The 24,814-nt window shown below is 50.8% G+C and carries 27 protein-coding genes; 9 read left to right on the forward strand and 18 right to left on the reverse strand.

Annotated elements, in window-relative coordinates:
- Positions 1 to 49: 49 nt before the first annotated feature.
- Positions 50 to 430: a response regulator gene (locus tag ACO0K9_RS22950; protein ID WP_422988789.1), complete on the reverse strand. Its 381-nt coding sequence runs from the start codon at positions 428 to 430 to the stop codon at positions 50 to 52.
- 340 nt (positions 431 to 770) lie between these two features.
- On the opposite strand from ACO0K9_RS22950, the gene ACO0K9_RS22955 reads away from it, so the two are divergent.
- Positions 771 to 2,135 (forward strand): CHASE3 domain-containing protein, encoded by a 1,365-nt coding sequence (locus ACO0K9_RS22955; RefSeq protein ID WP_422988791.1) that lies wholly within the window; start codon positions 771 to 773, stop codon positions 2,133 to 2,135.
- Between the two features lie 71 nt (positions 2,136 to 2,206).
- On the opposite strand, the gene ACO0K9_RS22960 is transcribed toward ACO0K9_RS22955, so the two are convergent.
- Complete coding sequence (locus ACO0K9_RS22960; RefSeq protein WP_422988793.1) at positions 2,207 to 3,040, reverse strand: Crp/Fnr family transcriptional regulator; 834 nt, start codon at positions 3,038 to 3,040, stop codon at positions 2,207 to 2,209.
- A gap of 345 nt (positions 3,041 to 3,385) precedes the next feature.
- Between ACO0K9_RS22960 and ACO0K9_RS22965 the strand changes: the two genes are divergently transcribed.
- Positions 3,386 to 3,844, forward strand: coding sequence for a glycine zipper 2TM domain-containing protein (locus ACO0K9_RS22965; RefSeq protein ID WP_422988795.1), 459 nt, complete (start codon positions 3,386 to 3,388; stop codon positions 3,842 to 3,844).
- 110 nt (positions 3,845 to 3,954) lie between these two features.
- Here the strand turns inward: ACO0K9_RS22965 and ACO0K9_RS22970 are convergent, their stop codons facing one another.
- The 8 genes from ACO0K9_RS22970 to ACO0K9_RS23005 form a co-directional block, all read right to left on the reverse strand.
- Positions 3,955 to 5,157, reverse strand: a complete 1,203-nt coding sequence (locus tag ACO0K9_RS22970; RefSeq protein ID WP_422988797.1) for an AI-2E family transporter — start codon at positions 5,155 to 5,157, stop codon at positions 3,955 to 3,957.
- A 151-nt stretch (positions 5,158 to 5,308) separates the two neighbouring features.
- Positions 5,309 to 5,491 (reverse strand): CsbD family protein, encoded by a 183-nt coding sequence (locus ACO0K9_RS22975; RefSeq protein WP_422988799.1) that lies wholly within the window; start codon positions 5,489 to 5,491, stop codon positions 5,309 to 5,311.
- 535 nt (positions 5,492 to 6,026) lie between these two features.
- Positions 6,027 to 6,818, reverse strand: a complete 792-nt coding sequence (locus ACO0K9_RS22980) for a TIGR00266 family protein (RefSeq protein WP_422988945.1) — start codon at positions 6,816 to 6,818, stop codon at positions 6,027 to 6,029.
- Positions 6,819 to 7,008: 190 nt separating this feature from the next.
- Positions 7,009 to 7,557 carry a cysteine hydrolase family protein gene (locus ACO0K9_RS22985; protein ID WP_422988801.1) on the reverse strand — a complete coding sequence of 183 codons (549 nt, stop codon included), beginning with the start codon at positions 7,555 to 7,557 and terminating at the stop codon, positions 7,009 to 7,011.
- A gap of 1 nt (position 7,558) precedes the next feature.
- Positions 7,559 to 8,287: a metallophosphoesterase family protein gene (locus tag ACO0K9_RS22990; RefSeq protein WP_422988803.1), complete on the reverse strand. Its 729-nt coding sequence runs from the start codon at positions 8,285 to 8,287 to the stop codon at positions 7,559 to 7,561.
- A gap of 14 nt (positions 8,288 to 8,301) precedes the next feature.
- On the reverse strand, positions 8,302 to 8,829 hold the full coding sequence (locus ACO0K9_RS22995; RefSeq protein ID WP_422988805.1) for a GNAT family N-acetyltransferase: 528 nt from the start codon (positions 8,827 to 8,829) through the stop codon (positions 8,302 to 8,304).
- A 3-nt stretch (positions 8,830 to 8,832) separates the two neighbouring features.
- A complete protein-coding gene (locus ACO0K9_RS23000; RefSeq protein WP_422988807.1) occupies positions 8,833 to 9,393 on the reverse strand; it encodes a helix-turn-helix domain-containing protein in 561 nt (186 codons plus the stop codon).
- A gap of 68 nt (positions 9,394 to 9,461) precedes the next feature.
- A complete protein-coding gene (locus tag ACO0K9_RS23005) occupies positions 9,462 to 10,637 on the reverse strand; it encodes an aminotransferase class V-fold PLP-dependent enzyme (protein ID WP_422988809.1) in 1,176 nt (391 codons plus the stop codon).
- A gap of 221 nt (positions 10,638 to 10,858) precedes the next feature.
- Between ACO0K9_RS23005 and ACO0K9_RS23010 the strand changes: the two genes are divergently transcribed.
- Complete coding sequence (locus ACO0K9_RS23010; protein WP_422988811.1) at positions 10,859 to 11,869, forward strand: M14 family zinc carboxypeptidase; 1,011 nt, start codon at positions 10,859 to 10,861, stop codon at positions 11,867 to 11,869.
- A complete protein-coding gene (locus tag ACO0K9_RS23015) occupies positions 11,866 to 12,609 on the forward strand; it encodes an alpha/beta fold hydrolase (RefSeq protein ID WP_422988813.1) in 744 nt (247 codons plus the stop codon). The genes ACO0K9_RS23010 and ACO0K9_RS23015 overlap by 4 nt, the downstream gene beginning before the upstream one ends.
- 51 nt (positions 12,610 to 12,660) lie before the next feature.
- Here ACO0K9_RS23015 and ACO0K9_RS23020 read toward each other — a convergent pair whose 3' ends face one another.
- Positions 12,661 to 13,575, reverse strand: coding sequence for a LysR family transcriptional regulator (locus ACO0K9_RS23020; protein WP_422988815.1), 915 nt, complete (start codon positions 13,573 to 13,575; stop codon positions 12,661 to 12,663).
- Between the two features lie 126 nt (positions 13,576 to 13,701).
- Between ACO0K9_RS23020 and gstA the strand changes: the two genes are divergently transcribed.
- Positions 13,702 to 14,307, forward strand: a complete 606-nt coding sequence (gstA, locus tag ACO0K9_RS23025; protein ID WP_422988817.1) for a glutathione transferase GstA — start codon at positions 13,702 to 13,704, stop codon at positions 14,305 to 14,307.
- Between the two features lie 80 nt (positions 14,308 to 14,387).
- On the forward strand, positions 14,388 to 14,765 hold the full coding sequence (locus ACO0K9_RS23030) for a nuclear transport factor 2 family protein (protein WP_422988819.1): 378 nt from the start codon (positions 14,388 to 14,390) through the stop codon (positions 14,763 to 14,765).
- A gap of 41 nt (positions 14,766 to 14,806) precedes the next feature.
- On the opposite strand, the gene ACO0K9_RS23035 is transcribed toward ACO0K9_RS23030, so the two are convergent.
- The 3 genes from ACO0K9_RS23035 to ACO0K9_RS23045 all read right to left on the reverse strand — a co-directional run bounded on the left by ACO0K9_RS23035 (position 14,807) and on the right by ACO0K9_RS23045 (position 17,794).
- On the reverse strand, positions 14,807 to 15,214 hold the full coding sequence (locus ACO0K9_RS23035; protein WP_422988821.1) for a glutaredoxin family protein: 408 nt from the start codon (positions 15,212 to 15,214) through the stop codon (positions 14,807 to 14,809).
- Between the two features lie 9 nt (positions 15,215 to 15,223).
- Positions 15,224 to 17,413, reverse strand: a complete 2,190-nt coding sequence (locus ACO0K9_RS23040; RefSeq protein WP_422988823.1) for a TonB-dependent receptor plug domain-containing protein — start codon at positions 17,411 to 17,413, stop codon at positions 15,224 to 15,226.
- 81 nt (positions 17,414 to 17,494) lie between these two features.
- Complete coding sequence (locus tag ACO0K9_RS23045) at positions 17,495 to 17,794, reverse strand: hypothetical protein (protein ID WP_422988825.1); 300 nt, start codon at positions 17,792 to 17,794, stop codon at positions 17,495 to 17,497.
- Positions 17,795 to 18,871: 1,077 nt separating this feature from the next.
- On the opposite strand from ACO0K9_RS23045, the gene egtD reads away from it, so the two are divergent.
- From egtD to ACO0K9_RS23060, 3 genes are read left to right on the forward strand one after another with little or no spacing between them, the layout of a single operon-like run.
- Positions 18,872 to 19,840, forward strand: coding sequence for an L-histidine N(alpha)-methyltransferase (gene egtD, locus ACO0K9_RS23050; protein WP_422988827.1), 969 nt, complete (start codon positions 18,872 to 18,874; stop codon positions 19,838 to 19,840).
- A 19-nt stretch (positions 19,841 to 19,859) separates the two neighbouring features.
- Complete coding sequence (egtB, locus tag ACO0K9_RS23055; RefSeq protein ID WP_422988829.1) at positions 19,860 to 21,071, forward strand: ergothioneine biosynthesis protein EgtB; 1,212 nt, start codon at positions 19,860 to 19,862, stop codon at positions 21,069 to 21,071.
- Positions 21,072 to 21,076: 5 nt separating this feature from the next.
- Positions 21,077 to 21,367, forward strand: coding sequence for a DUF427 domain-containing protein (locus ACO0K9_RS23060; protein ID WP_422988831.1), 291 nt, complete (start codon positions 21,077 to 21,079; stop codon positions 21,365 to 21,367).
- A 59-nt stretch (positions 21,368 to 21,426) separates the two neighbouring features.
- On the opposite strand, the gene ACO0K9_RS23065 is transcribed toward ACO0K9_RS23060, so the two are convergent.
- The 4 genes from ACO0K9_RS23065 to ACO0K9_RS23080 form a co-directional block, all read right to left on the reverse strand.
- The gene (locus ACO0K9_RS23065; protein WP_422988833.1) at positions 21,427 to 21,936 is read right to left on the reverse strand and encodes a DUF1269 domain-containing protein; all 510 of its coding nucleotides are present in this window, start codon (positions 21,934 to 21,936) and stop codon (positions 21,427 to 21,429) included.
- A 152-nt stretch (positions 21,937 to 22,088) separates the two neighbouring features.
- Positions 22,089 to 23,003 (reverse strand): hydroxymethylglutaryl-CoA lyase, encoded by a 915-nt coding sequence (locus tag ACO0K9_RS23070; protein WP_422988835.1) that lies wholly within the window; start codon positions 23,001 to 23,003, stop codon positions 22,089 to 22,091.
- Positions 23,004 to 23,163: 160 nt separating this feature from the next.
- Positions 23,164 to 24,078, reverse strand: coding sequence for a fatty acid desaturase family protein (locus ACO0K9_RS23075; RefSeq protein WP_422988837.1), 915 nt, complete (start codon positions 24,076 to 24,078; stop codon positions 23,164 to 23,166).
- Positions 24,079 to 24,092: 14 nt separating this feature from the next.
- On the reverse strand, positions 24,093 to 24,626 hold the full coding sequence (locus ACO0K9_RS23080; RefSeq protein ID WP_422988839.1) for a hypothetical protein: 534 nt from the start codon (positions 24,624 to 24,626) through the stop codon (positions 24,093 to 24,095).
- Positions 24,627 to 24,814: the final 188 nt, after the last annotated feature.

Here is a 24,814-nt window from a genome sequence, read left to right on the forward strand (position 1 = left end):
TCAAGGATATGTTGTCGGGTAGATAAAATAAAAGTTAAGGCAGCAGAATTTAGTGAGCCAGGGCCTGGATATGATCAACCAGATTATCCATTTCGCGGGATTTGTCAAAAAAGCCCTCTGCTCCCAGTGACATGGTGCGGATTTTTAAGGCATTGCTGGGGTTGCTGGTAAATACCAGGCGTGATCCATATAGGCGGCCATCATTTTTCAGGCCAGACAGCACAGCCAGGCCACTGCCTTCACGCAAACCGATGTCAACAATGGCGACGTCCCATTCGATAGAGCGCAGCTGACTCAAAGCATCTTCTTCACTTTCTGCGAAACCGATGACTTCTACATTGTCAGTCTGCTGCAAAACCTCAATCAGCACTGAACGAATTCTTTGCGCATCTTCGATTAAAAATACTTTCAATTTTTTCTTGTCTTCCATTTTGTTCCAAACGATTGGAAACTGAAATTCGCTGTAATAAGACCATCGGTATCGGTCATGAGATGTCAATGCAATTCATTTTAAGTAGACTGCTGTTGATTAGCAATAAGCTTTCGCGGAATAGTTTGTAGGAGAAAACCTACTTCTCGCGTTTTCCCGGGCCAGAGACCATCTCTCCAAAATTATCGACACATTGTTTATCAATTGAGGTATTGTTTTCGTAGTCGGAACACAAGCCACATTTGCCAGGCGGGAAAAAAACAAATGAAAAACTGTATGGCTGATTTAAATTCCAGCAGTAATTGCCTACGTATTTCAGCCGCCTAGTGAGGAAATTTTCTTGAAAAAAACCACATCCACGTCGATACCTCTGTACATCACGTTTCTGTTCATGATCTGCCTCTTCATTTTGATTGGCAATGCCTATTCTGCTTACCAGAATCTGGAAAAACTCAAGGCCAACAATGACTGGGTGGAACATAACTGGAGTGTCAAAGACAAACTCAAGAATATCAACCTGCTGATCATGGATTCTGAAAGCAGCCTGCGTGGCTATTTCATGTCCGGCAATGAAGTCTATATTCGCCCCTGGGAAATAGCCCGTAGCAAGCTGGAAAGTGACTTCAGGGAACTGGACAAATTATTGCAAGACAATCCTGCCCAGGTCAAAAATCTGGCTGAATTACGCAGGCTCTATGACAGCAAAGCCAGGGTGTTTGAACATGGTATTTCAACCTATAGAGAGTTTGGCCTGACCGGTATCATGGAGCTGGCAAAGGTCGGTGATGGCCGGGAAGTCATGGATGAAATCCGGCTGCTTGATATCATCATGGAAAAGGAAGAAAACGAGGTACTGGCAGCCAGGCGCCAGGTGTCGTACGCAGAATACAAGGATGCCCTGTTCTTTGGTACTGCAACCAATTCTATTGCGCTACTGGTCCTGATTTTGTTTTACCGTCTGATCTATCGCAGTTTCTACAAACAACGCGGCATAGAAAACGCATTGAAGATCGCCAACGATAACCTGGAAAGCACGGTATTAAAACGCACCGAGCAATTATCAGTCTTGTCGCATCACTTGTTAAATGTCTCGGAAAAAGAGAAAGCCAAACTGGCCCGTGAGCTGCATGATGAAATGGGATCGAATTTAACCGCGATCAGCATGGATATCTCTGTCGTCACTGAAAAACTCAAGGATAAAGAACCTGAGCTGGCAAAGCAATTGCAAAGAACCAAGCGCGCCTTGCTGGATACCGTCGATCTGAAGCGACGCATCATAGAAGACTTACGCCCCAGCCTGCTGGATAATCTTGGCCTGTCTGCCTCGATACAACACTATTGTGAAGAGGTCACGGCAATTGCCGGTTTATCGTATGTGGCTGACATTACGGAAGATTTCGACACCATCGATCCCGCCTGGTCAATTGCCCTGTTCCGCATCACCCAGGAATCGCTGAACAATGTCATCAAGTATGCACAGGCCACCGAAGTCAAGATCAGCCTGAAACGCACAGAACAAGGCTTGTGGCTGCAGGTTCTTGACAATGGCATAGGCATACCGACAGATGCCATCAGCAAACCCAAGACCCATGGCATATTGGGCATGCGTGAACGTGCCTTGCTGTTGGGCGGCAGCTTTTCTGTTAAATCCGGCCCGAACAACCGGGGCACGGTAACGGAAACCTTCATCCCTTTTAAAACTTAAAAAACCCCCGCTGTCATCAGTGGGGGTTTCCTGGCTTTGACTTGTCGCGGCCCATCGGCCTGCTTACATGATTAACGTAGCATGCCGGTGGACAGTATCTGGTCAAATTCCTGCCTGGACACGCGGTAACACTCGCCCGCATGCATTTCCAGTCCTTCACGATCCAGCACGGTGATATTGCCGCGCTTGTACTGGATCAGGCCTTCAAGCTGCAATTTCCCTGCAGCCTCGGTAACGCTTTCACGACGCACACCCAGCATGTTGGCAATCATTTCCTGGGTCACTTTCAATTCATTGCTGTACAGGCGATCCAGTCTGTCGAGCAACCAGCGCGACAATTGCTGGTCGATGGAATAGTGACGTCCACATACCGAATTTTGTGCCATTTGCGCAAACAGGGCCTGGGTGTAGCGCATCAGTATTTGCTGCAACTTCCCGCCCCTGGCATACGCTTCCTTCAATACCGAGGCCTTCAATTTATAGGCACTGCCAGCACACTGCACCATGGCGTTACCCAGTGCGCGCTCGCCCATCAGCACAGAGATACCAAGCATACCTTCATGCCCGGTCACGCCAATTTCAGTGACATCTCCATCTGCCAGCACGTACAGCAGGGCAACCACAGCAGTGGCCGGGAAATACACATGGGATAATTTGTCACCATACTCGTAAAGTTCTTTGTCAAAAGCTAGCTCGACCAGCTCCAGATGTGGCATGAGAAATGCAATTTCATCTTCAGGCAGGGCCGCCAGGATATCATTTTGCACCGTATCATCAAGCAGGCCCAAACCTGCTCTTGCTGTTACTGCAGGTGTGTAGTCAACTGAATATCTGCGATGCAGCGTCCCGCCAGAAGTCAGCGCTGGATGCGCGGTGATTGAAACCCGTGTTTGCGTGCTATTCATTGTTGCTCCTCTTTTCAAAGACATCCTATGTCACGCCTTGCCTGTCATAGTCGTCAAATACACAGCATTACTTTTTTTCGATATAGACATCAGCTATTTTTTTGAACTTGGCCCGATATCTTTCCGACTGATTACACTGTAGTTCTTTATCCTTGAAACAGGCATCGGACAGTCCGGCAAGCGCTTGTACGCTGAGCACGCTGTGCTATGTGGGAGTAGTCCTACAAGAGGGAAACCGCACTTGATCCGCATCAAACATTCGTCAATGCCAAAGTGCGTTATCGCACCGATTGCTGCATCACCGGAAGCTATGATTTTTCACGTCAACAACAATGGAGAAAGATCATGAATATCTGCAAACAAACTACCATCGCCGTAACTATTGCCGCATCTGCCCTGCTGGGTGCATGCAGCAGTTCCCCCACAACGGCAAGTGCCTATCCAACCTCAGAGGCTTACAGTAGCTATGGTGTCATTGAATCGATACAGGTCGTGCAAGTGTCGAATGAAAGCAAGGGGCCTGGTGCCGGTGCCATCGTTGGCGGTATCGTTGGCGGGATTTTGGGTAATCAGGTTGGGGGTGGTACGGGTAATACCATCGCCACTGCAGCCGGTGTCGTTGGCGGTGCCGTCGTCGGCAATAACATAGAAAAGAATAACCGCAACCAGCAGGTACGCGAGGCCTATCAGATCAGCGTGCGCCTGGATAACGGTGTCTATCAAACCGTGTTACAGGACAATATCGCCGACCTGCGTGTCGGCAATCGTGTCTATGTAAAAAACAATTACGTGTACCGCAGCTAAGCTGTGTCAATGCGCGTTGCATGAACGTGATGCGGATGTGATGTAATTCAGGCCGGCAAATAAAGTCATTCCCTTCGGGGAATGACTTTATTTGCCGGGCCCCTGCCCGCTTATTCGCTCAACAGTTCGGCCACGGTTTGCATGCCATCGATATGTTCGGAGATGACTTTCACGATCACGATAATCGGCACACCCAGCAACAAACCCCAAGCACCCCATAACCAACCCCAGAACAAGAGTGAGATAAAGACGGCTGCAGCATTCATCCGGGTAATGCGCCCTGTCATCCAGGTGGTGACCACTGTGCCCACCAGCGCCGCAATCGCGATCGAGATACCCGCCACCAGCAAGGCCATGGAGATAGTACCAAACTGCACATAGGCAATCAGACAGACTGCCAGGGCCATCAATAGCGAACCAAAATAGGGAATGATATGCAACAGGCCGCTAGTCAGCGCCCAGGCACCTGCATTTTCCAGTCCCATGAAATGAAATGCGATCCAGCTGAGTAATGCCAGCAAACCGTTGGTGATCAATAACATGAACATGTATTGCTGTACCGAGGTATTGATCTTGCTCAGGATTTGTACGGTAATGCGCTTCTGTGTCAGCGAGGGACCGGTAATTTTGACCAGCTTTCGCTTGAACTTGTCACCGGATAACAGCAGGAAAAAAATAAGAAACAGCGTCATGATTGCCTGGCCCAGCAAATCCATGATGCCCAGTGACCCTGCCAGCAGCAATTCGCGCAATTTCAGCACAGGTGTTTCAGTGACCACCGCTTTCTTCACGTTGGGCTGCACACCGGTTGTCGCCTGGCTGGTAGCCTTTTCTATTTCAGTAGCTGCCGTCTGCATTTTCTGCATCAGACCGCTCTGACCGATTTGCAGTTTGCTCATTTCACTGGAAAACTTGCGGGTCGCTATCGGCAACTGATCAAGAATGGCGTCAAATTCCGTATGCAATGAATTGATCTGCGTGCCAATGATAGTCAACATACTGATCATGACCACAGTGGTAGCGATCACGCGTGGTATACGCCAACCTTGCAAGGTATCGACCAGAGGAGACAGCGTGTAGGCCACCAGAATACCGAAGACCAGAGGAATGAAAAACCGCTGCGCTGCGCTCAGGGCAAAGAAGAAGGCGACAGTTGCCAGTATGGTCAAGGCCACACCGCGGGCGTTGACATGTACACCGGGGAATACCTGCGCCTGGGTGTCAGCAGGGGCCACTGCTTTCACATCATTCATCACGGCACCAGCGTCGCTGTCGTCCGTTTCAGGGGGAATAGTTGGTATGGGCACGTCCATCGCTGTGGTCCACCTGTCTGAATTATTGGGATGTTGTTGAATAGGCGACTTTAGTAGTACTGCCGGGGATTACAAAGAATCGCAAGGAATCACAAGGAATTGCAGGGCTTTGCATCAAGCTGGTTGCACAAGCCCGGAAAGCGTCAGTTGCTCAATGCTGCTGGTCGTTTTTGAATACTTCCTTGATATTGCCCAGGGCTTCTTGCATGCTACCCTCTACTTGCTTGGCAGCGCCCTTGGCTTGCTGTTTTTTGCTTCCGACAAGCTTGCCACCTTCCTGTTGAACTTTACCTGCCACTTTTTTTGCCGCGCCTTTGATCTGATCTGAATTCATCATGAAACTCCTGTTTAATTGTTTCTGTCGAAAAAGACTGTTGCGCTTCTTTCAATGAGGCCATGTATGCCACTTCAAATGACATAGGGCAATTGATTAAAGTAGACGTAATTTATACAAGGCTTGAAATTTCTTCTGTACGCTGACTAACACAGGGGATAAAACCGGAACCCGCCCTTGCAAAGGATGGGTGTCATGTCCGGCTGTGCGACAGTGATCGAAGGGAGCGTGGAAAAACGAAGCCAATCACCGTGGCCCCTTGCTGCAAAAATTAGCCAGCATGTTTTCTGGAATAAGCTTGATTGAAATTAGCTTGAATGAGGTAGCGATATAAGGCGACGAAGTCAGCAAAGAAACGCCATCCCGGCCGATGTGTCGGGATATTGATGCAGAGATGATGGCACAAATGTGTTGACATCCAAGCTTGCCCTGGCGGAAGGGACAAAAAACAGAGCGATGTCAACACCGTACAGAGAGCTAAGAGCGGCACTGATAAATAATCATGCCAGCACGACCGCTTACTTATTTATCTTCCTTATTCATCTTCAAAAATATTACTCAGCCCACCAAGTACCGAACCTTGTTCGCCTCCTTTGCTGCCACCCACTTTCGATGCACCGACTATGCGGTTTGCCAGGCGAGCCAGCGGCAGCGATTGCAGCCAGACCTTGCCGGGGCCGCGCAAATGGGCAAAGAATATCCCCTCACCACCGAACAGGGCGGTCTTGACGCCGCCGACATACTTGATATCGAAGTCCACTTCCTGGGTAAAGGCCACCACGCAGCCTGTGTCCACACGCAGGGTCTGGCCAGGATGCAAGGTCTTTTCTATGATGGCACCACCAGCATGGATAAAGGCCAGGCCATCCCCTTCCAGTTTTTGCAGGATGAAGCCTTCACCACCAAAAAAGCCCGCACCCAGCCGCTTTTGAAAAGCAATACCCAGCGACACCCCTTTGGCAGCACACAGGAAGGCGTCTTTCTGGCACAACAGGGTGCCGCCCATCTGATCCAGATGCATGGGAATGATTTTGCCGGGATACGCAGCACCAAAGGCAACTTTCCTCTTGGCCCTGCCAGCATTCATAAAGACCGTCGTAAACAGGGATTCGCCGGTCACCAGGCGCTTGCCAGCACCCAGCAATTTGCCGAAGATGCCTGTCTGGCCAGCAGAACCGTCGCCAAAGATGGTTTCCATCTCAATGTCGTCTTCCATGTAAAACATGGTACCGGCTTCACCTATGGCCGCTTCGCCGGGGTCAAGTTCAACTTCGACGAATTGCATGTCGTCGCCAAAAATTTCGTAGTCTATGACATCCATGGCCATGATGATTTTCCCATTGAGTAAAAATAAACCGCAAACCCGTGCGGCAGTGATGGGCATTCTATGAAATTTTTTGGTTTTAGGATAGATGACGGAAGCGGTAATCTCTTAAGGAAATTACCGCTGCTAATCTGTGAATATGCCACCGAATATTTCACTGAATATGTCGCTGACTATGTCGAGGAAGATGCCTTTAGCCCAGCAACGTCACGGCATCAAGCACAGTCGCATATTCGCCCTGAAGATTGCTGAGTGCATGTACATGTACTTCTTCTGCAGTCTGTGGCTTACCATGCAAATCCAGTCTGTCAAAACTGAAGCAGGCATCAGCGACTACCGTAGTGGTAAAGCCCAGGTTACCCGCACTGCGGGCAGTGGCCTCAACTGAATTATTGGTGCTGACACCGACTATCACCAGATCTTTGATGCCACGCACGTGCAGCCAGCGTTCCAGACCTGTATGGACGAAGGCATCGGTAACGTTTTTCTCGACCACGTGTTCGCTGGCCAATGGTACGAAACTATCCTGAAATTCATTGCCAGGCTGCCCCGGCCAGAATAGCGAAGCGGGTGAGCGCGACATGTGCCGTACATGCACTATCGGTTTGCCGGCTGCACGCCATGCCGCCAGCAACTGGCGTATCTTGTCTTCTGCATCTGGATTATTCCTACGCCCGGCTTTAGGATCCGCCATGCCACGCTGCATGTCGACGATGATCAGAGCAGCGTCTTGTTTTTTCATATTATCCATTCATGTAGCCACTACGCAAAGCCCTGACCCAATCTTCACGTCCACGCGAGGCCGCAAGATCGACCATTTGCTGATACGCATAAGGAACATTGATCAAACTGGCGGTCCAGCCGTGCGACATCTTTTCGACGATGGCATAACGTGCATCTGGTGAGCCGGATTCAATCACATGCGGGTAAGGGTAATCATATTCATAGGCGGGATGACCAACGCTGCCGGGATTGACGATCAGTTGGCCTGCAACAGTGCGCACACTGCGGGCAACATGGCTATGGCCACAGGCTATCACGGCTGCAGTTTGTTGCCCCAGCCGGTCTTTCACTTCCTGTGCCGTGGCATTCCTATCTGCCACTTGCAGCAAGGTCGTGTTATCGCTGTCCGGTGTACCGTGGCAGAGCAACACTTCTTCAGTCAGGCGCAGCACCGGTTTCAGACTTGTTATCCAGTCCCTTTGCGCTGTCGTGATTTGCTGATGTGCATACACATCGCCGGCACCTGAGCGTTCATGCAATTCCAGAATTTGTCTTTCATGATTGCCAGCCAGATGCATCCAGCCAGCTTGTGCCATCAGGAAGTCTGCCGTTTCTTTTGGCAGCAAGGGGCCAGACAGGCTGTCACCCAGATTGACTACCTGATCAACCCCACGCAGACGCAGATCGGCAGTCACCGCTTCCAACGCCGCCAGATTGCCGTGTATATCTGAAATCACTGCAATACGCATACTGGCTTACTCCGCTAAATTTGTTTATGAAAGAAGCTCGTTCCACAAAATTCGCCATCAGGCATCAGGGCATAGTTGGGTACCACACCCACTTTCTGCCAGCCTGCACGTTCATACAGGCGTTCGGCATCGCCACCCGTGACCGTATCCAGCACCAGCACGGTCTTGCCTTCGGCTCTGGCGGTTTTTTCAACTGCAGCCATCAATGCTTGCGCAACACCTCTGCGACGCGCCTTCCTGTGCACCAGCATCTTGGCCACATCGGCCCGGTGCGGCTGGTTGTCTGGCATGGCGGTGATCAATTGTACCGTGCCTATGATGTCGCCGTTATCATCCCTGGCGACCAGCAAGACACGCTCCTTGCGGGCAACGCCATCTGCAACGCCCTGCCAGAATTGCAGCGCACGTTCGCGTGGCAAAGGCCACATGAAGCTGACGGATGCACCGCCGGCAACGCAGTCTGTCAATACATCCGCCAGGGCCGGCACACTGACTAAGGCCTGCCCGGCATCAAGAATGTGTATGTGTACTTGCTCAGTCATCATTTACTCCTTGCAAAGCGCCACCAGATAGCGTGCCAGGGCAACGCCGGGATTATGAAAAGTAATGGGTTGATCCAGTTTCATGGACAGGCAATCGCCGGTCTGTAAATCCCAGGCTTGTTCACCCACATGAATACGCATTTCACCTGCCAGTATCCAGACCTGCTGCTGGATATCCACCTCGCGATGAAAACTGTCATAGCGCACGGTTTGGCCTGCCGGGAATGCAACTTCCACCAGTTGTAGGGGCGAAGGCAGGCCAGGTGAGAGATTACGACGCATATAGCCGGATGCAGGATCAGTCCAGCAAACCTGCTCAGCCAGGCGTGAGACGGGTGATGCCACGGCTGCTGGTGTGCTGTCTTCAAACAGTGAAGCCAGCGATACCCCCAGCCCCACGGCCAGCTTGTCCAGCGCTGCCGCCGTCGGGCTGCTTTCTGCGCGTTCTATCAGGGAAATGTTCGACCGGCTGACGCCACTGCGCTTCGCCAGCACATCCAGCGACAGCTTTTGTTGATCGCGTAACTCACGCACCCTGCGGGCAATAATCGTATTGATATCCATAACTTCCATTATATAGGATAAATAAATCCCGTAAACTGGAAATTATTTCTGCCGTATCTGCGGATACCTCAAGCTTGTGTCAATTGCTTTATGGCCACTACCAGTTTATCCAGGTCGTCCAGACTGGTGTACAGATGCGGCGTCACCCTGACGATGTCATGCCCATCCAGATCACGCGTGACGGTGAATATCTTGTGCTCGCGCATCAGGTAATCGACGATGGCATGACCAGAATTACCGACGATGCCAAAACCGGCAATGGCACACGAACGTTGCGGGTCGGTCGGCGTCATGATGCGCACATCAGGCAAGCCACGCACCTGGTTCACCCAGTATTGGGTCAGGTAGCGCAAGCGTCCTTCCTTGTTGGCTGAACCTATGGATTCATGAAACTTCAACGCATCGAGCACCGTCAACACATTCGCTGGCGGCACCGTACCCACTTGCGTGAATTTAAAGATTTCATTGTCGGCAAACTTGACATTACCGAACAGCGGCGCAATATCCGCCACCCTGTGTTTGCGTATGTATAGCATGCCTACCCCCAGTGGCACGCCCAGCCATTTATGCAAATTCACCGCGACAAAGTCAGCACCCAGCTCTGTCATGCGGTAGTTCAGATGGGCAAAAGAATGCGCTGCGTCGACCATGACATCCACCCCATGCCGTCTGGCCATGGCAGTAATCTTGGCCACCGGCATGATCTGCCCTGTCCTGTGCACCATGTGGGTGACCAGTATCAGTTTGGTTTTGGACGTAATCGCCTGCTCGTAGCGGGCCACAATGTCTTCATCACTGGCAGGGTCGAATGGCAATTGCAAATGCCGTAGTTGTATCTGCTTGCGTTTCTCCAGCATCATTAAGGTATCAATGACGTGGTCGTAATCATGCGTGGCGAGTATGACTTCATCACCAGCCTGCAAAGGATAACCCTGCAGCAGGATATTCATGCCCTCGATCAGGTTACGCGTCAGTACCAGTTCCCCTTCATCTACACCGCAAAAATCCTTGAGCGCCTGCATGACTTGCACAAACAGGGGCGCGTAACGCACCCGCAAGAAATACGAAGTCTCGGCATTCACCTGCGCCTGATAGCGCTGGAAAGCCTCAAACACAGGCTGCGCCTGCACACCAAAGTAGCCGTTTTCCAGATTGATGAAATCTGGTGAGACGGTGTATTGTGAGCGGATATCTGCCCAATAGGCCTCATCGTCGGCGGCGACATTCTTCAATTGACTGGACAAAAGCAACTCCTTAATTTGTGTAAACCTTCTGCACCAGTAAAAGCCTGGTTTCAACAGATCATTCTATATGCAGAGGCCAGGGCGCATGAAAAGTTCCGTCAAAGCCCGGCATATGCCGAAGTGTTGGTCATAATTGCTCAAATGCGTGCCAACACCGCGTCCTTCTTGCATTCTGCGTATAGCTCCTCTAGCATGGCGTGGTTAACTTTAAGCACTTGCTCATGCCTGCCCTGCCTGAATTGAATGAACTGGAACGCATTATCACCCTTGGCCGCGGACAGCTGGAGGTAGAGGTCTTGTGCGAGGTGGCGGTCAGGCACAAGCAATTCCCTGTGTATAAACTGGCGCTTGGCAATCCCGATACCAGTCTGCCCGCGATTGGTTTTTTTGGTGGCATCCATGGCTTGGAACGTATAGGTACGCAAGTCTTGCTGTCTTTTTTGCGGGCTCTGCTGACACGCCTGTCCTGGGACAAGAGCCTGCAACATATGTTGCAGGATGTGCGCCTGGTGTTCATGCCACTGATTAATCCCGGTGGCATGTGGCAATCTACCCGCTGCAACCCCAGCGGCGTCGACCTGATGCGCAACGCGCCGGTGGAAGCGCAAGACAAGGTACCCTTCCTGCTGGGTGGCCATCGCTATAGCCCACGCCTGCCCTGGTATCGCGGCGCGGCCGGTGCAGAGATGGAAGCAGAAAACCTGGCCTTGTGCCACACGGTACAACAAGAATTGCTGTCGCGCCCTTTCAGCATGGCGATTGATTGCCATTCCGGCTTTGGCCTGCGTGACCGTGTCTGGTTCCCGCATGCGCATAGCGTGCACCCCATAGAGCATCTGGCCGACATCCTGGCGCTGGAAGAATTATTTGAGCAAACCCATCCCAATCATTCTTACCTGTTCGAGCCACAGAGCCTGCAATACCGCACCCATGGCGATGTCTGGGATTATCTATACCTGCAGGCGCAGCAAGACAGCAACAAGACCTTTTTGCCGCTGACGCTGGAAATGGGATCATGGTTGTGGGTGAAGAAAAACCCGCGCCAGCTATTTTCACGGCATGGCATGTTCAACCCGGTGGCACAACACCGGCTGAGCCGCGTCTTGCGGCGGCATAGTTCCTGGCTGGATTTCCTGATGCGGGCAACTTCCAGCCACGCGCAATGGCTGGCCACAGGCCCAACCCGCCTGCGCCTGCAAGAGCGTGCCGTGGCGCGCTGGTACCGGCCATGACGACCTGGGTGTTATTGCGTGGGCTGATGCGGGAAAGCAGGCACTGGGGCGACTTTCCTGCACGCTTCCAGCAAGCAACGGGTGCTAAACGCGTGTTATGCCTGGACTTTCCTGGTAACGGGCAATTGTATGCAGAGCCTAGCTTCAGCAGCGTAGAAGCGATGGCTGACTACTGTCACCAGCAATTACAGACACAAGGGGTATCAAAACCGGTGCAAATACTGGCAGTTTCATTAGGTGCCATGGTGGCACTGGCCTGGGCAAACCAATATCCGGATGACTTGCAGCGCATGGTGCTGATCAATACCAGTGTGGCACCGCACAATCCCTTTTACCATCGACTGAGACCGGCAAATTACCCGGCACTGATCGCCACCATGTTATTCGGCTCGCGCAAGCAGCGCGAGCAATTGATCTTGCGTATCACCAGCAATCTGCATACCAAACAACAGGGCAAAGAGATCGTGGCGCGCTGGATTGCCTATGCGCAAGAAAATCCCATCCGCGTTGGCAATATCCTGCGACAACTACTGGCCGCCATGGGTTTTCGTGCGCCACCATACACTGGCAAAGTGCCGCTGCTTTTGCTGGCGGGTGAGCATGACCACCTGGTGAATGTCGCCTGTTCACACAGGCTGGCACAGCAATGGCATTGCCCCCTGCACCTGCACCCCACGGCAGGCCATGATTTGCCGCTGGACGATGCAGCCTGGGTGATACAGCAGGTGCTGGCATGGTGAGGTGAGGTGCGGTTAATTCTTGCGGTTAATTCTTGAGCTTAATTTTTGATATTAATTCTGCGCCAACTCCGCAATCAGAAAATCAATAAATACCCTGACCCGCAAAGGCAGATGCCGGTCACGCGGATACATGAGAGAAAATGGCCGGGTACGCCCGCCGAATTCCTGTAATACCTCCACCAGTTTCCCAGCACGCAAATCCTGTTCCACCATGAAACGCGATGCCTGCAACAAACCTGCGCCATGTCTTGCCAGGGTAATGATGCCCAGCAAGTCTTCTGAACAGGTGAGGCTACCCTTGGTAGGCCAGTCTAGCTCTTCACCATTGCGCCTGAAAATCCAGACGATGTTTTGTCCGGCACTGGGCAAGACAAATTGCAGGCATTCATGCTGATCCAGATCTTCGAGTTTTTTCGGTACGCCAACACGCTGCAGATATTCTGGCGTGGCACAGACCACGATTTCTGTGTCTTCCAGCCTGCGTGCAATCATGCCTGAATCGGGCGGAATGCGGCCACGTATCACCAGGTCAAAGCCATCCGCAGTGAAGTCAATATTGCGGTTGCTCAGTTGCAAATCCAGCCTGACCAGCGGATATAACTGACGAAACTTTGCCAGCAGGGGCAATACCCGGTAATGCCCGTACGGTGTCGGCATGCTGATACGTACCAGACCGGCAGGTTGTATTTGCTGGCCAGATACTTCCCGTTCAGCTTCCACCAGTTGATTCAGGGCCTGGCGACATTGTACAAAATAGGCACGCCCGGCTTCGGTCAGGCGCAATTGCCGTGTGGTGCGGACAAACAGGCGCACGCCTATGCGCTCTTCCAGCCGGGCGATCGAACGACTGACTGCTGCCGGCGTCAGCCCGGCTGCAGTCGCCGCATCCTTGAAGCTTTCCAGCTCTGCCGCCAGGCAAAACAACTCTATGCTGCCAAGTAACACATCTGCAAAATGTCGATTCACATTACACCATGTAATTTATAAAGTAACTTTCAGCTAGTTTATCAACTATTTGGTTTGGCATAGTATGCGCCTATGCCCTGTCACCATGGCAGAGCAGCCTTTACCACTTACAGAAAGACCAAAACCATGAAACTTTATTTCTCCCCCGGTGCCTGTTCCCTGTCCCCGCACATCATCCTGCGTGAAGCCGGCCTCGATTTCAAACTGCAAAAGGTCGATACCTCTACCCATAAAACTGCGGATGGTGGGGATTTTTACAGCATCAATCCCAAAGGCCAGGTACCAACCATGGAACTGGATGATGGCCAGATACTCACCGAAGGGTCCATCATTGCCCAATACGTCGCCGAACGCGCAGAAAACCGCGACTTGCTGCCAGCCTCTGGCATGGCACGTTACCGTGTACTGGAGTGGCAAAACTACATCACTTCGGAATTGCACAAATCCTTCGCCCCGCTGTTTAACCCGGCCATGAATACCGAAGGCAAAACCCTGATCGCAGGATTGCTGCGCAAGAAATTCGCCTGGGTCAATAGCCGCCTGGAAGCCAGCACTTACCTGACAGGCAATACCTTCACCGTGGCTGATGCCTATCTGTTCACAGTCAGCGGCTGGGCCCAACACGTGAATCTGGATATCAGCGACTTTGCACATCTGCAAAACTTCATCGCCACCGTCAAAGCCAGGCCACACGTGCAAGCAGCGTTGAAAGCAGAGGGTCTGCCCACCTGACACCTGATACCGGCACATCGCCAGCAATAAAAAACCGGCTGCCAACAGCCGGTTTTTGTCGTTACATTTAAGGCATAAAAATGGACACCAGCTACCCCGACATCATCGCCATCCTGCACCAGTATTTTGATGGCCTGTATCAAAGCGACACTCGCATCCTGGCCCAGGTATTCCACCCCGAGGCCCATTACTTCTGCGCCACCGAAGGTCATTTACTGCACCTGGACATGCAACACTACTTCCCTATCGTCGACCAACGCCCTTCCCCCGCCAGCCGCAATGAAACACGCCGCGACCGCATAGTCTCCATAGAACTGGCTGGCCCGGTAACAGCTTTCGCCCGTGTCGAATGTGCGATAGCGAACAAATTCTTCACTGATTTTTTAACGCTGATCAAACTCGATGGCAAGTGGCAGATTGTCAGTAAGGTGTTTCATTTTGAGCTGATGGATGCTTGAAAAAAAGAATGGCATTGAAGCCTGAGCCCAGCGAATTTTAGTCAAAATCCCTGTTTGACGTTGGCAAGCTTCAGCATTTCCTCGTAGCGTGCCGGACTAAATCCTATCAGCATTTTCTTTTCGCTGACCAGTATAGGTACAGCTTTTTCACCGAGTTGTTGATACAACTTCGCTGCATCACCTGATTTATCAATCATAACATCATTAAATTCGATACCCGCCTGCTTGAGATAAATACGCGCACTTTGGCAATGTGGACAGGTTGAGGTGCCGTATAGTGTCAATTTATAAGGTGAAGATTTTATATGTGCCGAGTAATCCCCATTTTTGAACGGACCATTCAATAACCGGTACCAGCGCGGAATATTAGTACCTAAAACAATCGCCAGAGCGGCAACCGCAATCAGTATAAGTCCGTCTTTGAGATATTTGCGATATGGAGCTTGCATGGATCTTCCTTAAAGTTTTAATTCCAAACGCAGACCTACACGTGTATATGAAGAATTCTGCGAACGTGTCTGTACGCTGGCACCAGGTAGTATGTATTCACGTATAGTTTCCGACTGCGGCGCAAACATATTGTCAAGATTCATAATCACCCGCAAATCATTGTTCACAGTCCAGACTGCGTTCGCTGTCAGCGTTCTTTGTCGTGACTCATAGGTTCTCTGCGTCAGATTATTCCGTGTCCAATCTGCGGGAAGCCAGTTGGCATCCACATCAACTTTGACCGGCAAGTTTTCAAGCTTGTACGACATGCCTATTTTGGCTCGCCACGGCAACTGGCCATCCAGATGATTATCTGGCCCTGGTACATCGCTCAGCACTGAATGTGCGAATCCAAAGCTGCCGCGCAGATCCACTTTGGGCGCTGCTTTCGATATATCGATCAAGGCGACACGCCAGTCGAGACTTATGCCGTAAATGGATGCACTACCAAGGTTCGCCGGTCTTTGTACATAGCGCGGCACGGTCGCCCACGGCACCGTGGTCAACAATATTTCGTTGCCAATTTTCTTTTCAATCTGGCGTGAATATGCCTCAATACTGATTTGGCTATCACTACTGAGACCATGTTCATAACTCAGATTGAAAGCCAATGCCCTTTCTGGCAGCAGATGCGGATTACCCATGCTATCTGCTGTGTCAATGGTGTTGCCGCCACAACCCGCAGGAGTAACACAAGGGGCGAAAGGATCTATGACCGGTTGCAACAACAATTGGTCATAGCTCGGGGCCTTGAAACTACGTGCCAAAGAGAGGCGGAACTGATGCTTTTGATCACCCTCCAGCTTTTTCGCCAGATGAAAAGAAGGTGACCAGACCCGGAAACGGGATTGGCTCTGAATGCCCACTTCATTAAAATTCAATACCTGGTCTTCGACTGAAACCCCACCATTCAGTGCAAGTGTTTTATTCAAACGCCAGTCGTCCTGGACAAAGATGCGCAATTTGTCGTCCCGGGCCAGACTTTGCTTGCTCAATGCGGACAGACTGGTATCAGGCTGGTTGTTGAGCCAATAAGCGCGATTGATATCGTGGCTACCATGTGTCCATTGCAAGCCAGATTTGACTGTATGCCCGCCACTAAAACTGTTCCGGTAATTCAATAACAGGATATAACTGGATTGATCGTCAATTTGTTGCTGCCGCCGAATGGCGTGGCTAATTCCTGTGCCCTGATCACTACGCAAGGTATCGCCGCTGAGTTGCATCTGGTTGTAACGCAAACTCGCGTCCAGTTGACCTGACTCCCCTGCATCGTAAGTCCAGCTAATCGGCAAACCGTATCCGCTCAGGGTGGTTGTCCCACGTTGATCGGCCTGTTGCAATCGCCCATCACTCCAACTTCTTTGTTCATTCCTGGTCTGATCCTGTTTGATCTGACCATAATCCGGTTTGAAGCTGAGATTATTTCCGCTGCTGAATTTATACGCGAGTTCACTGGTCAGCGTTAAAAATTCATCCGTTCTTATCGCTGTGCGCTGGGCATTAAATTGCGGCTGTGACCCTGTCTGGCTAAGCAGTGTTTGTTGATCACTACCTGAGCGGGGACTGCGACTGTTCCTGGCGCTGACACTCAGATTCAAGCTCCAGGGACTGTCCGGACTGAACTGGTTCATCATCCACGATACATTGCCGCCGTACTCACCAGCCACCTCGGTCACACCAAGACGAACTTGCTGTACGCTTTTACGTTCGATCTTGCGGCTGATCACATTAATCGTTCCTGCAATACCGAAAGGGCCGGTTTCCGCCGTCGCAGATTTGATAATCTCGATTTTATCTACCTGTATCAAATCCAGTTCTAAAGGTGACTTACCCGCAGGTGGGAGTCCGTCAAGCAAAATCTGTGTATAGCCAGGCAAGCCCAGCAAACTGAGACGACCATCCTTGCCTACCGTAACGGCAGGTTCGCGCTTGAGGATTTCTGACACATTTTGCAAGCCGCTCTGCTCAATCTGTTTGCGGCCAATAATCAGCTTGCCTGCGACAAAATCCCGTGCAGCTTCAATGTCGGTTTGAGCGCCGTTAACGATAACCTGTTGTGGTTGTTGAGCTGGAGGTGCAGACTGCTTGCCATCCTGCGCCCATACTGATCCGCAGGCCAGTAAAAGACTACAAGCTGCATTAATTCTTTTATTCATAAAAAATACAGTCTTCTCTTGCACAGAGCCTGACCAATTTGTCTCCACAAGATGTAGTTAAGTTTATAAAGCGGAATACTGTTACTCCGGATTATGTTGACAAATCTCTTCGCAGGCATCAGCTACCTTTTCTGTTGCACGTTCAAGTTCTTCTTTTTCTTTTTGACGCAGTTCTTTGAGTTTCTCTGGATCTATTTCTTTTGCAATAGCATCTCGGATTTTAGTCAGTTCGCCACCAAATTTTTGAGTCTTTAATAAAGCGGAATTACATTTTCTTGTACATTCACTTCGCGTAGATGGAACCAGTTTTTGCGCCCAGCTAGTTGTAGTAGCTAGCAAAACTGTAGTCAGAATCAGTAATTGTATTTTTTTAATTTGCACGATTAAATTTTTTCTTAATAATTCGTTATTAGTTTACCCAAAAAAATAATCTCATCACAGGAAACTTTCCCCATGATGAGATAACAAGACACTTACATTGCATTACATCAACAAATACTCATCTTATGGGGAAATTAGTCTGTACAAATCATAATGCAGTTAGTAGCGTCTTCCCATCCCAAGAGAGCGACGCACGCAGCGATACATTGCATTTCCGGGGATACAGGTGGAGTATCAGTAGCAAACGCAGCAGAAGCACATGCCAAAAAGACAAATGTGAAAATTGATTTACGGAACATAGTTATCCTCTGAGTAAGTTTTAAGGGCTTTGAGGCTAACATAAAGTATCTTTACATATCAAAAATATATTTGCAAATAAGTTTCATTAATACAACGCTTTATGACTATGTTTAATTGCAACTTTTTAATATTTGTCATTGCAATAATAGACCTCCAGCCAAGCTGCAATCTCGTCAAAGCGCTTGGCGGCGTATCTGCATTAAATCTGCACAGTCAGCAACGCTAATCAGAATTCCACGTTATAGCTTTCAAAAAAGCATGCACTCAAACCTTATCCTCCCCTCCTTAATGTCGACTTTTAAATCGGGCAGGCAATCGTCAGATTTACGGAGAAGTCTAGGGCCGTCGTACATTTTGTCCGACAATGCAGTCTGACTCGGTCGCTTGGAATGTACGATAGCGAACAGATACGCCATCGATCTTCTGACAGCATCAAATTCATCGACCAGTGATAGATTGCCAGTAGAACGTCGCATTTTGAATTGATTGATAAATCAGGCTTAAAACAAGTCGTGGCACGCAACAAACGCCCCTGGATTCCAGACAAAACCTCGCTGGAATAACGTCAATATTGTTATTGTGAATTTATCGTATATTCAGCCCGATACCCCCTCCAGGATTTTTTATCCGATTAGTTGTACACTAAGCACCACCTTTAGTCCGCAACCATACTCTATGGCAAGCCCCGCCTAAATGGCGCTGAATTGAAAAAGGCATTGCCAAGCATCAAGAACAGGCCCATCCGGTCTGCCGATTGAATTTATTGCCCCGACGACCATGCCCGAATCGAATCGCTTGAACAGCGCTGCAAGCGCAGAACGCACGACACCGGCACACATCATTCACGAACTGGAAACCGGCCTGCTGGCCGATGCGGCCCACACATCGCCCAAGTATTTTTATGATGCGGTCGGTTCGGTATTGTTTGAAGCCATTTGCGTACTGCCAGAATATTATCCAACCCGCACAGAAGCAGAAATTTTTACCACACATATGGCGGACATGGCCCATGTCATCGGTTCTGGCGGCAGCCTGATAGACCTGGGTGCCGGCAACTGTGCCAAGGCGGCACGCCTGTTCCCGGTCTTGCATCCCGACCAGTACGTGCCTATCGATATTTCCGTCCATCATTTGCAGGATGCCGTGCGGCGTCTGCAACAGCGCTTCCCGCACATAGAAATGACAGCGCTAGGGCTGGATTTGTCGCAAGACTGGCAACTGCCGGTAGAAGTACGCAATGACAAGCGGCTGTTTTTCTACCCTGGCTCATCCATAGGCAATTTTGAACCACGCCAGGCCCTGGCTTTCCTGCGTCATTTGCGCGCAGCCTGTGATGACAATGGCGGCATTTTGATTGGGGTAGACCTGATCAAGGACAAGGCCTTGCTGGATGATGCCTATGCCGATACCTTGGGTGTAACGGCAGCCTTCAATCTCAATTTGCTGCGCCATATCAATCATTTGCTGCACAGCGATTTTGATGTACGCCAATGGCAACATGAGGCATTTTTTAATACCGCCAAATCACGCATAGAAATGCATTTGCGGGCGAGGGAAAATATCCACGTCAGTTGGCCAGGCGGATACCGGAATTTCATCAAGGATGAACACATTCATACCGAAAACAGTTATAAATACAGCATAGACAGTTTTGTGAACTTGCTGACGGAAGCAGGCTTTTCATATGTCAGCCACTGGACCGATACCAATGCGTGGTTTGCCGTGATTTATGCCAAAGCTGCCTGAACACCAGGAGAACCATCTCATGCAGTACGCAAACCTCATTGATCGCTGGCAGCAGGTACGTCAACGTTCGGTCAGCATTGCGGCCCCCTTGTCGGCAGAAGATTGCACGGCCCAATCCATGCCTGATGCCAGCCCCATCAAATGGCATCTGGCACATACCACCTGGTTTTTTGAAACCTTCATCCTGGAACGGTTTGAAGCGCACTTCCAGCCCTTTCACCAGGACTTTCGCGTCCTGTTCAATTCTTATTACAACGGCATAGGCGACAAACATCCGCGCCCGCAGCGCGGCTTGCTGACGCGGCCAGCGCTGGATATGGTGCTGGCTTACCGCCAGCAGGTCGATGCACGCATACGCCGATGTTGCGACAGCCTCACAGACCCGCATTTTTTTCAATTACTGGAACTGGGGCTGCAACATGAACAGCAACACCAGGAATTAATGCTGACAGATATCAAGCACTTGCTGTCCTGTAATCCGCTTTACCCTGCCTTGTATGCCAGCCCCGCCGACCTGCAGCCTTCTGCGGCGACATGTGCAATGCTGACCTGGCAGAATTATGATGCCTGCCTGTGCGAAATAGGCCACCAGGGCAAAGGCTTTTGCTTTGATAATGAAAGCCCGCGTCACCGTCAATTTCTGGAACCCTTCCAGCTCGCTACACGCCTGATCAGAAATGCAGAATACCTGGCCTTCATTGAAGATGGCGCTTACCGTCAAGCTGCGCTGTGGCTGGCCGAAGGCTGGGACTGGGTACGCCAGCACAACTTGCAGCATCCACTGTACTGGCATGCAAATCCGCAAGGCTGGCAAGAATTTAACCTGCATGGCCTGCAGCCCCTGCAACTGCAACAGCCTGTCGGTCACCTGTCGTATTTTGAAGCCAGTGCCTATGCGGTCTGGGCCGACGCACGTTTGCCGACCGAAGCCGAATGGGAATACGCCGCCAGCCAACATGAAGCAGAAGGCCAGTTGAGCCAGTTATTTGACTCTTGCTGGCAATGGACCTGCAGCAGTTACAGCCCCTACCCCGGCTTTATGCCGGCGGCTGGCGCGGTCGGTGAATACAATGGCAAGTTCATGGTCAACCAATATGTCTTGCGCGGCGCTTCTGCCTTTACCCCTGCGGGACATAGTCGTAACAGTTATCGCAATTTTTTCCCGGCAACGGCGCGCTGGCAACTGACTGGCCTGCGCCTGGCCCGTTCACTGCAAGACCAAGAGGAGTAATCGTCATGCCCACCGCAAAATGGAAAGACACCGTCATCGCCGAGGCCAGTGATACCGAGATCGTGAAGGTCGAAGGCAATATCTATTTCCCCATGCACCGTGTGCATCAGGAATATTTGCGCGAAAGTGAAAAACACACGGTCTGCGGCTGGAAAGGCACGGCCAGTTACTATGATGTGATAGTCGACGGCCATACCAATACCGACGCCGCCTGGACTTATCCCGCACCCAAGGACGCAGCTAAAGAAATAGCCGGTTTTATAGCCTTTTGGCGCGGTGTCGTAGTTCTACCCTGACCAGTTAAACGCTAGTGCAGGACTAGTGTGGCGCTGCACTAGCTTCCAGCACATCCATTTCAGGGAAAAGCCGGAATATGTGGTTCGACCCCGCCATAACGAAAACCTGGATGCCTGGTGGCCATCATTTCTTCGGTCTGCACCACTTTGCTCAGTGGCACATCGACGATCAGCAAGACTTTCCCTGCTTCAATTTCTTCGGTAAAAGCTTTCAGGCGTGAATTGGGTATGGCAGCGGCAGCCATGCCCGACACCCAGGACCCAAATACGGCACCACCCAAACCTGCAACCAATAAGGCGATGGTGCGCATCTCCAGCCCTTCAGGCGGGAAAATCAATAGCAGACCACCCGCCAGCAAGCCGGTAGCCGCACCAATCACCATGCCCAATTCCATGCCATGGATGAGATCGGTTTTTTGCAAAAAATTGGCTTCCGGCATGTCATGGGGCAAACTCTCTTTTGCCATGAAATGGATATATTTTTCCTCTATACGTGCCAGTAATAACTCATCGAGTATGGCTCTGGCAGCAGGGATAGTGGGAAGCATGAAATAAAGACGACGGCGCATGATGGCCTCCTGTAATTTCAAAGGAGGCAGCAATGGAAGGATTGTTGCGACAAGGCAAAAGCAGGATGCTGGGCCTCCTGCTTAGTTATAGCAAAAATGGGGGAAAGATCAAAACATATCGCTTCCCTCTTTAGCCACTTCCCATGGATTGACTACGCTAGCCGTTTCGCTGCCAGTGCATTGCCAGTCCGGCTGACTGCCTTGCGCCCCAGGTGTGCAGAAATGAATTGCCCGGCGTCAACCACGGCATTCAAATCTATCCCGGTTTGTATGCCCAGGCCCTGCATCAGGAACAACACGTCTTCGGTAGACACGTTACCGGTGGCCCCTTTGGCATACGGGCAGCCACCAAGGCCGGCGACGGATGAATGAAAGATAGAAATCCCGACTTCCAGACTGGCATAGATATTTGCCAGTGCCTGACCATAGGTGTCATGAAAATGACCGGACAAGGCTGCGATAGGAAAATCTTCCGCTACGCGCTGCATGACAGTCTGCACCTGCCAGGCCGTGCCGACGCCAATGGTGTCGGCAATATCGATTTCATCGCAACCCAGGTCACGCATGCGTTTGACCACGTCAGACACGCTATCCACCGCCACCTCACCCTGATAAGGGCAGCCGAAAGAACAACTGATGCTGCCACGCAGACGCAGCTTGTGCTGTTTTGCTGCCTGCGCCACATCACGGAAACGTTCTATCGATTCGGCAATCGAGCAATTGATATTTTTTTGTGCAAAAGCTTCCGAGGCTGAACTGAAAATCACCACTTCATCAGCACCAGCGGCCAGCGCAGCTTCAAAGCCTTTCATATTCGGTGTCAGCACAGAATAGATGACACCAGGTTTGCGCGTGATGCCAGCCATGACTTCTGTCGATGTCGCCATTTGCGGCACCCACTTTGGCGACACAAAAGAGGCGGCTTCTATATTCACAAAACCGGCTGCAGTCAGGCGATTGACCAGCGCTATCTTGACGTCGGCAGGTATGCTTTCTTTTTCATTTTGCAAGCCATCACGCGGACCGACTTCAACGATTTTGACTTGCTGCGGCAATGATGCATTCATCTGCTTTTTCCTTTAAGTGCTGGCAGTGCTGGCAGCAACTCCTGCTATCCAGCTTGCGCGTCTCACTCCGTTTGCTCAAATTGAGCCGAAATCGGTTGAAACGAGTTCTGTAACTGCATTTTACCCGCAGACCAGTAATTTGCCCGCAACGAAAAAATAATTACACGACATGCAACAGCGACACACCCATTTTCTCAAAGTAAGGATCCAGCTTTTCTGCCAGGCGTGGCAAATTGTAGCTGGGTACCTGCGGATACAGATGGTGTTCAAGATGATAAGACAGGTTGCATAGCAGGGCGGGAATAAGCTTGCCACGCAAGCTCCTGGCCTGACCCAGGACCGCATTGCTGGGGCTGAAGTGAGGCAACCACGCGGTGGTGATGGGATACAGGCAGCTACCCAGCCACATGAACACAAAATAAATCAACGGTGCCATCGTCCTTGAAGACAGTGCGATAGCCATGATCAGGAACAGGACAGGAATACACAGTTCAACCAGCATCCAGCGTCTTTGCTGCCTGCTCTTGGCCAGCCCATACGCATGCTGCCAGTGTTTTGCCAGGTATACCGGACCAATCGCCAGGGCTTGCAGAAAACTCATGTGGGCGGGGCTACCTTCAAAATCATCCTCTTCCAGGCAGTGACTGTGATGATGCAGATGTGCCTGGCGGAAGGCATGGCCGCTTTCCAGCAATAACAGGCTCATGCCAAACAATACCCATTCTGTGGTGCGTGGCTTGAATCCGGCGGCGCCATGCAATACATCATGGGTGAAGGTGACGGATACCAGAAAATGCACCAGAAAAATCAAGGGTAAAAGCACATACAGATGCTGGATACAGATCACCACAAAACCTGCCAGTGTCAACCAGGGTAACAATGGCCATATCAGCCTTTGTATTCTGCTTGCTGCCAACAAATTGCCACCCAGATTGCTCAGGCTGGGTAAACCAGCTTCACGACGATTGAGATGACCGTTGCCATATTCTGCGCGCGCTATCGGGGTGACTGGATGTGGACTAACAGCGCGAACGCTGGCGCCAGTCGCGGGGTGATGCAGGCTGAAGGTAGTCATGCGTGCTCTCCCGCTTAAGCACGCAACAAATTGGCGATGAAGAAATAGAAGTAGATGACGACTACTACCCATTCCACATCAAATTTGCTGATACCCCAACGCTGAAATGCATACTCAATCGCTGCATGCAGATGTTGGACAACCGTAGCCGGCATGCGGATCAGCGGGTAAATGAGCAACAGCGCCAGCACCCAGGCCCCAGGAACAAAAAACGACAACAATGCAGTCAGCCCCAGGACTATGCGATAGCCTGTCAGCAAAAATAGATTGCGCGGGCTCAAACCTGCCATGCGCCAGCCCATTACATGCATGCTGAAAGTAAATTTTTCTCTTTTGACTTTGGGGATACCAAACAGATACAGCGACAATATTCCATGGGCGATCAGCAGGCCGAAATCCAGCAACAGGCAATGGGTGATTTTTGCGTGAACAAAAAATTGTATAAGGGGTGTCACCAGCATGGCCCAGGCCAGCACGCGGTTCAGCCTGACCAGATTGGCACGCGACAGGATAGGAAAGTGAACAATGGAATTGGTATGTGTGTTCATGATGACTTTCTGGCGCAATAGATAAAAACGGTTCATATATGCGGCAGACCTGGTATGTGAAATGCAGGAGCTGCCTGATACCGTATTCGCAAGCGACATGCCATCTGAAGATTTTTCGTAAGCCCTTGTTTCTTAAAGAAATTAATACAAAGACCCAACACCAGCTGTAAGTTTGCTATATAGTTGGC

The organism is Undibacterium sp. Ji50W (genome assembly GCF_049340445.1).
Lineage (GTDB): Bacteria > Pseudomonadota > Gammaproteobacteria > Burkholderiales > Burkholderiaceae_D > Undibacterium.

Excerpts from the sequence above, each read along its gene's own strand:
- ACO0K9_RS22985 (WP_422988801.1), bottom strand. The coding sequence starts at position 7,557 with ATGAAAAAACAAGACGCTGCTCTGATCATCGTCGACATGCAGCGTGGC.
- ACO0K9_RS22965 (WP_422988795.1), top strand. The coding sequence starts at position 3,386 with ATGAATATCTGCAAACAAACTACCATCGCCGTAACTATTGCCGCATCT.
- ACO0K9_RS23040 (WP_422988823.1), bottom strand. The coding sequence starts at position 17,413 with ATGAATAAAAGAATTAATGCAGCTTGTAGTCTTTTACTGGCCTGCGGA.
- ACO0K9_RS22995 (WP_422988805.1), bottom strand. The coding sequence starts at position 8,829 with ATGACTGAGCAAGTACACATACACATTCTTGATGCCGGGCAGGCCTTA.
- egtD (WP_422988827.1), top strand. The coding sequence starts at position 18,872 with ATGCCCGAATCGAATCGCTTGAACAGCGCTGCAAGCGCAGAACGCACG.
- ACO0K9_RS22975 (WP_422988799.1), bottom strand. The coding sequence starts at position 5,491 with ATGAATTCAGATCAGATCAAAGGCGCGGCAAAAAAAGTGGCAGGTAAA.
- ACO0K9_RS22960 (WP_422988793.1), bottom strand. The coding sequence starts at position 3,040 with ATGAATAGCACGCAAACACGGGTTTCAATCACCGCGCATCCAGCGCTG.
- ACO0K9_RS22980 (WP_422988945.1), bottom strand. The coding sequence starts at position 6,818 with ATGGCCATGGATGTCATAGACTACGAAATTTTTGGCGACGACATGCAA.
- ACO0K9_RS23015 (WP_422988813.1), top strand. The coding sequence starts at position 11,866 with ATGACGACCTGGGTGTTATTGCGTGGGCTGATGCGGGAAAGCAGGCAC.
- gstA (WP_422988817.1), top strand. The coding sequence starts at position 13,702 with ATGAAACTTTATTTCTCCCCCGGTGCCTGTTCCCTGTCCCCGCACATC.
- ACO0K9_RS22970 (WP_422988797.1), bottom strand. The coding sequence starts at position 5,157 with ATGGACGTGCCCATACCAACTATTCCCCCTGAAACGGACGACAGCGAC.
- ACO0K9_RS23065 (WP_422988833.1), bottom strand. The coding sequence starts at position 21,936 with ATGCGCCGTCGTCTTTATTTCATGCTTCCCACTATCCCTGCTGCCAGA.
- ACO0K9_RS23070 (WP_422988835.1), bottom strand. The coding sequence starts at position 23,003 with ATGAATGCATCATTGCCGCAGCAAGTCAAAATCGTTGAAGTCGGTCCG.
- ACO0K9_RS23000 (WP_422988807.1), bottom strand. The coding sequence starts at position 9,393 with ATGGATATCAATACGATTATTGCCCGCAGGGTGCGTGAGTTACGCGAT.
- ACO0K9_RS23030 (WP_422988819.1), top strand. The coding sequence starts at position 14,388 with ATGGACACCAGCTACCCCGACATCATCGCCATCCTGCACCAGTATTTT.
- ACO0K9_RS23080 (WP_422988839.1), bottom strand. The coding sequence starts at position 24,626 with ATGAACACACATACCAATTCCATTGTTCACTTTCCTATCCTGTCGCGT.
- ACO0K9_RS23010 (WP_422988811.1), top strand. The coding sequence starts at position 10,859 with ATGCCTGCCCTGCCTGAATTGAATGAACTGGAACGCATTATCACCCTT.
- ACO0K9_RS23060 (WP_422988831.1), top strand. The coding sequence starts at position 21,077 with ATGCCCACCGCAAAATGGAAAGACACCGTCATCGCCGAGGCCAGTGAT.
- ACO0K9_RS23075 (WP_422988837.1), bottom strand. The coding sequence starts at position 24,078 with ATGACTACCTTCAGCCTGCATCACCCCGCGACTGGCGCCAGCGTTCGC.
- ACO0K9_RS22990 (WP_422988803.1), bottom strand. The coding sequence starts at position 8,287 with ATGCGTATTGCAGTGATTTCAGATATACACGGCAATCTGGCGGCGTTG.
- ACO0K9_RS22950 (WP_422988789.1), bottom strand. The coding sequence starts at position 430 with ATGGAAGACAAGAAAAAATTGAAAGTATTTTTAATCGAAGATGCGCAA.
- ACO0K9_RS23035 (WP_422988821.1), bottom strand. The coding sequence starts at position 15,214 with ATGCAAGCTCCATATCGCAAATATCTCAAAGACGGACTTATACTGATT.
- egtB (WP_422988829.1), top strand. The coding sequence starts at position 19,860 with ATGCAGTACGCAAACCTCATTGATCGCTGGCAGCAGGTACGTCAACGT.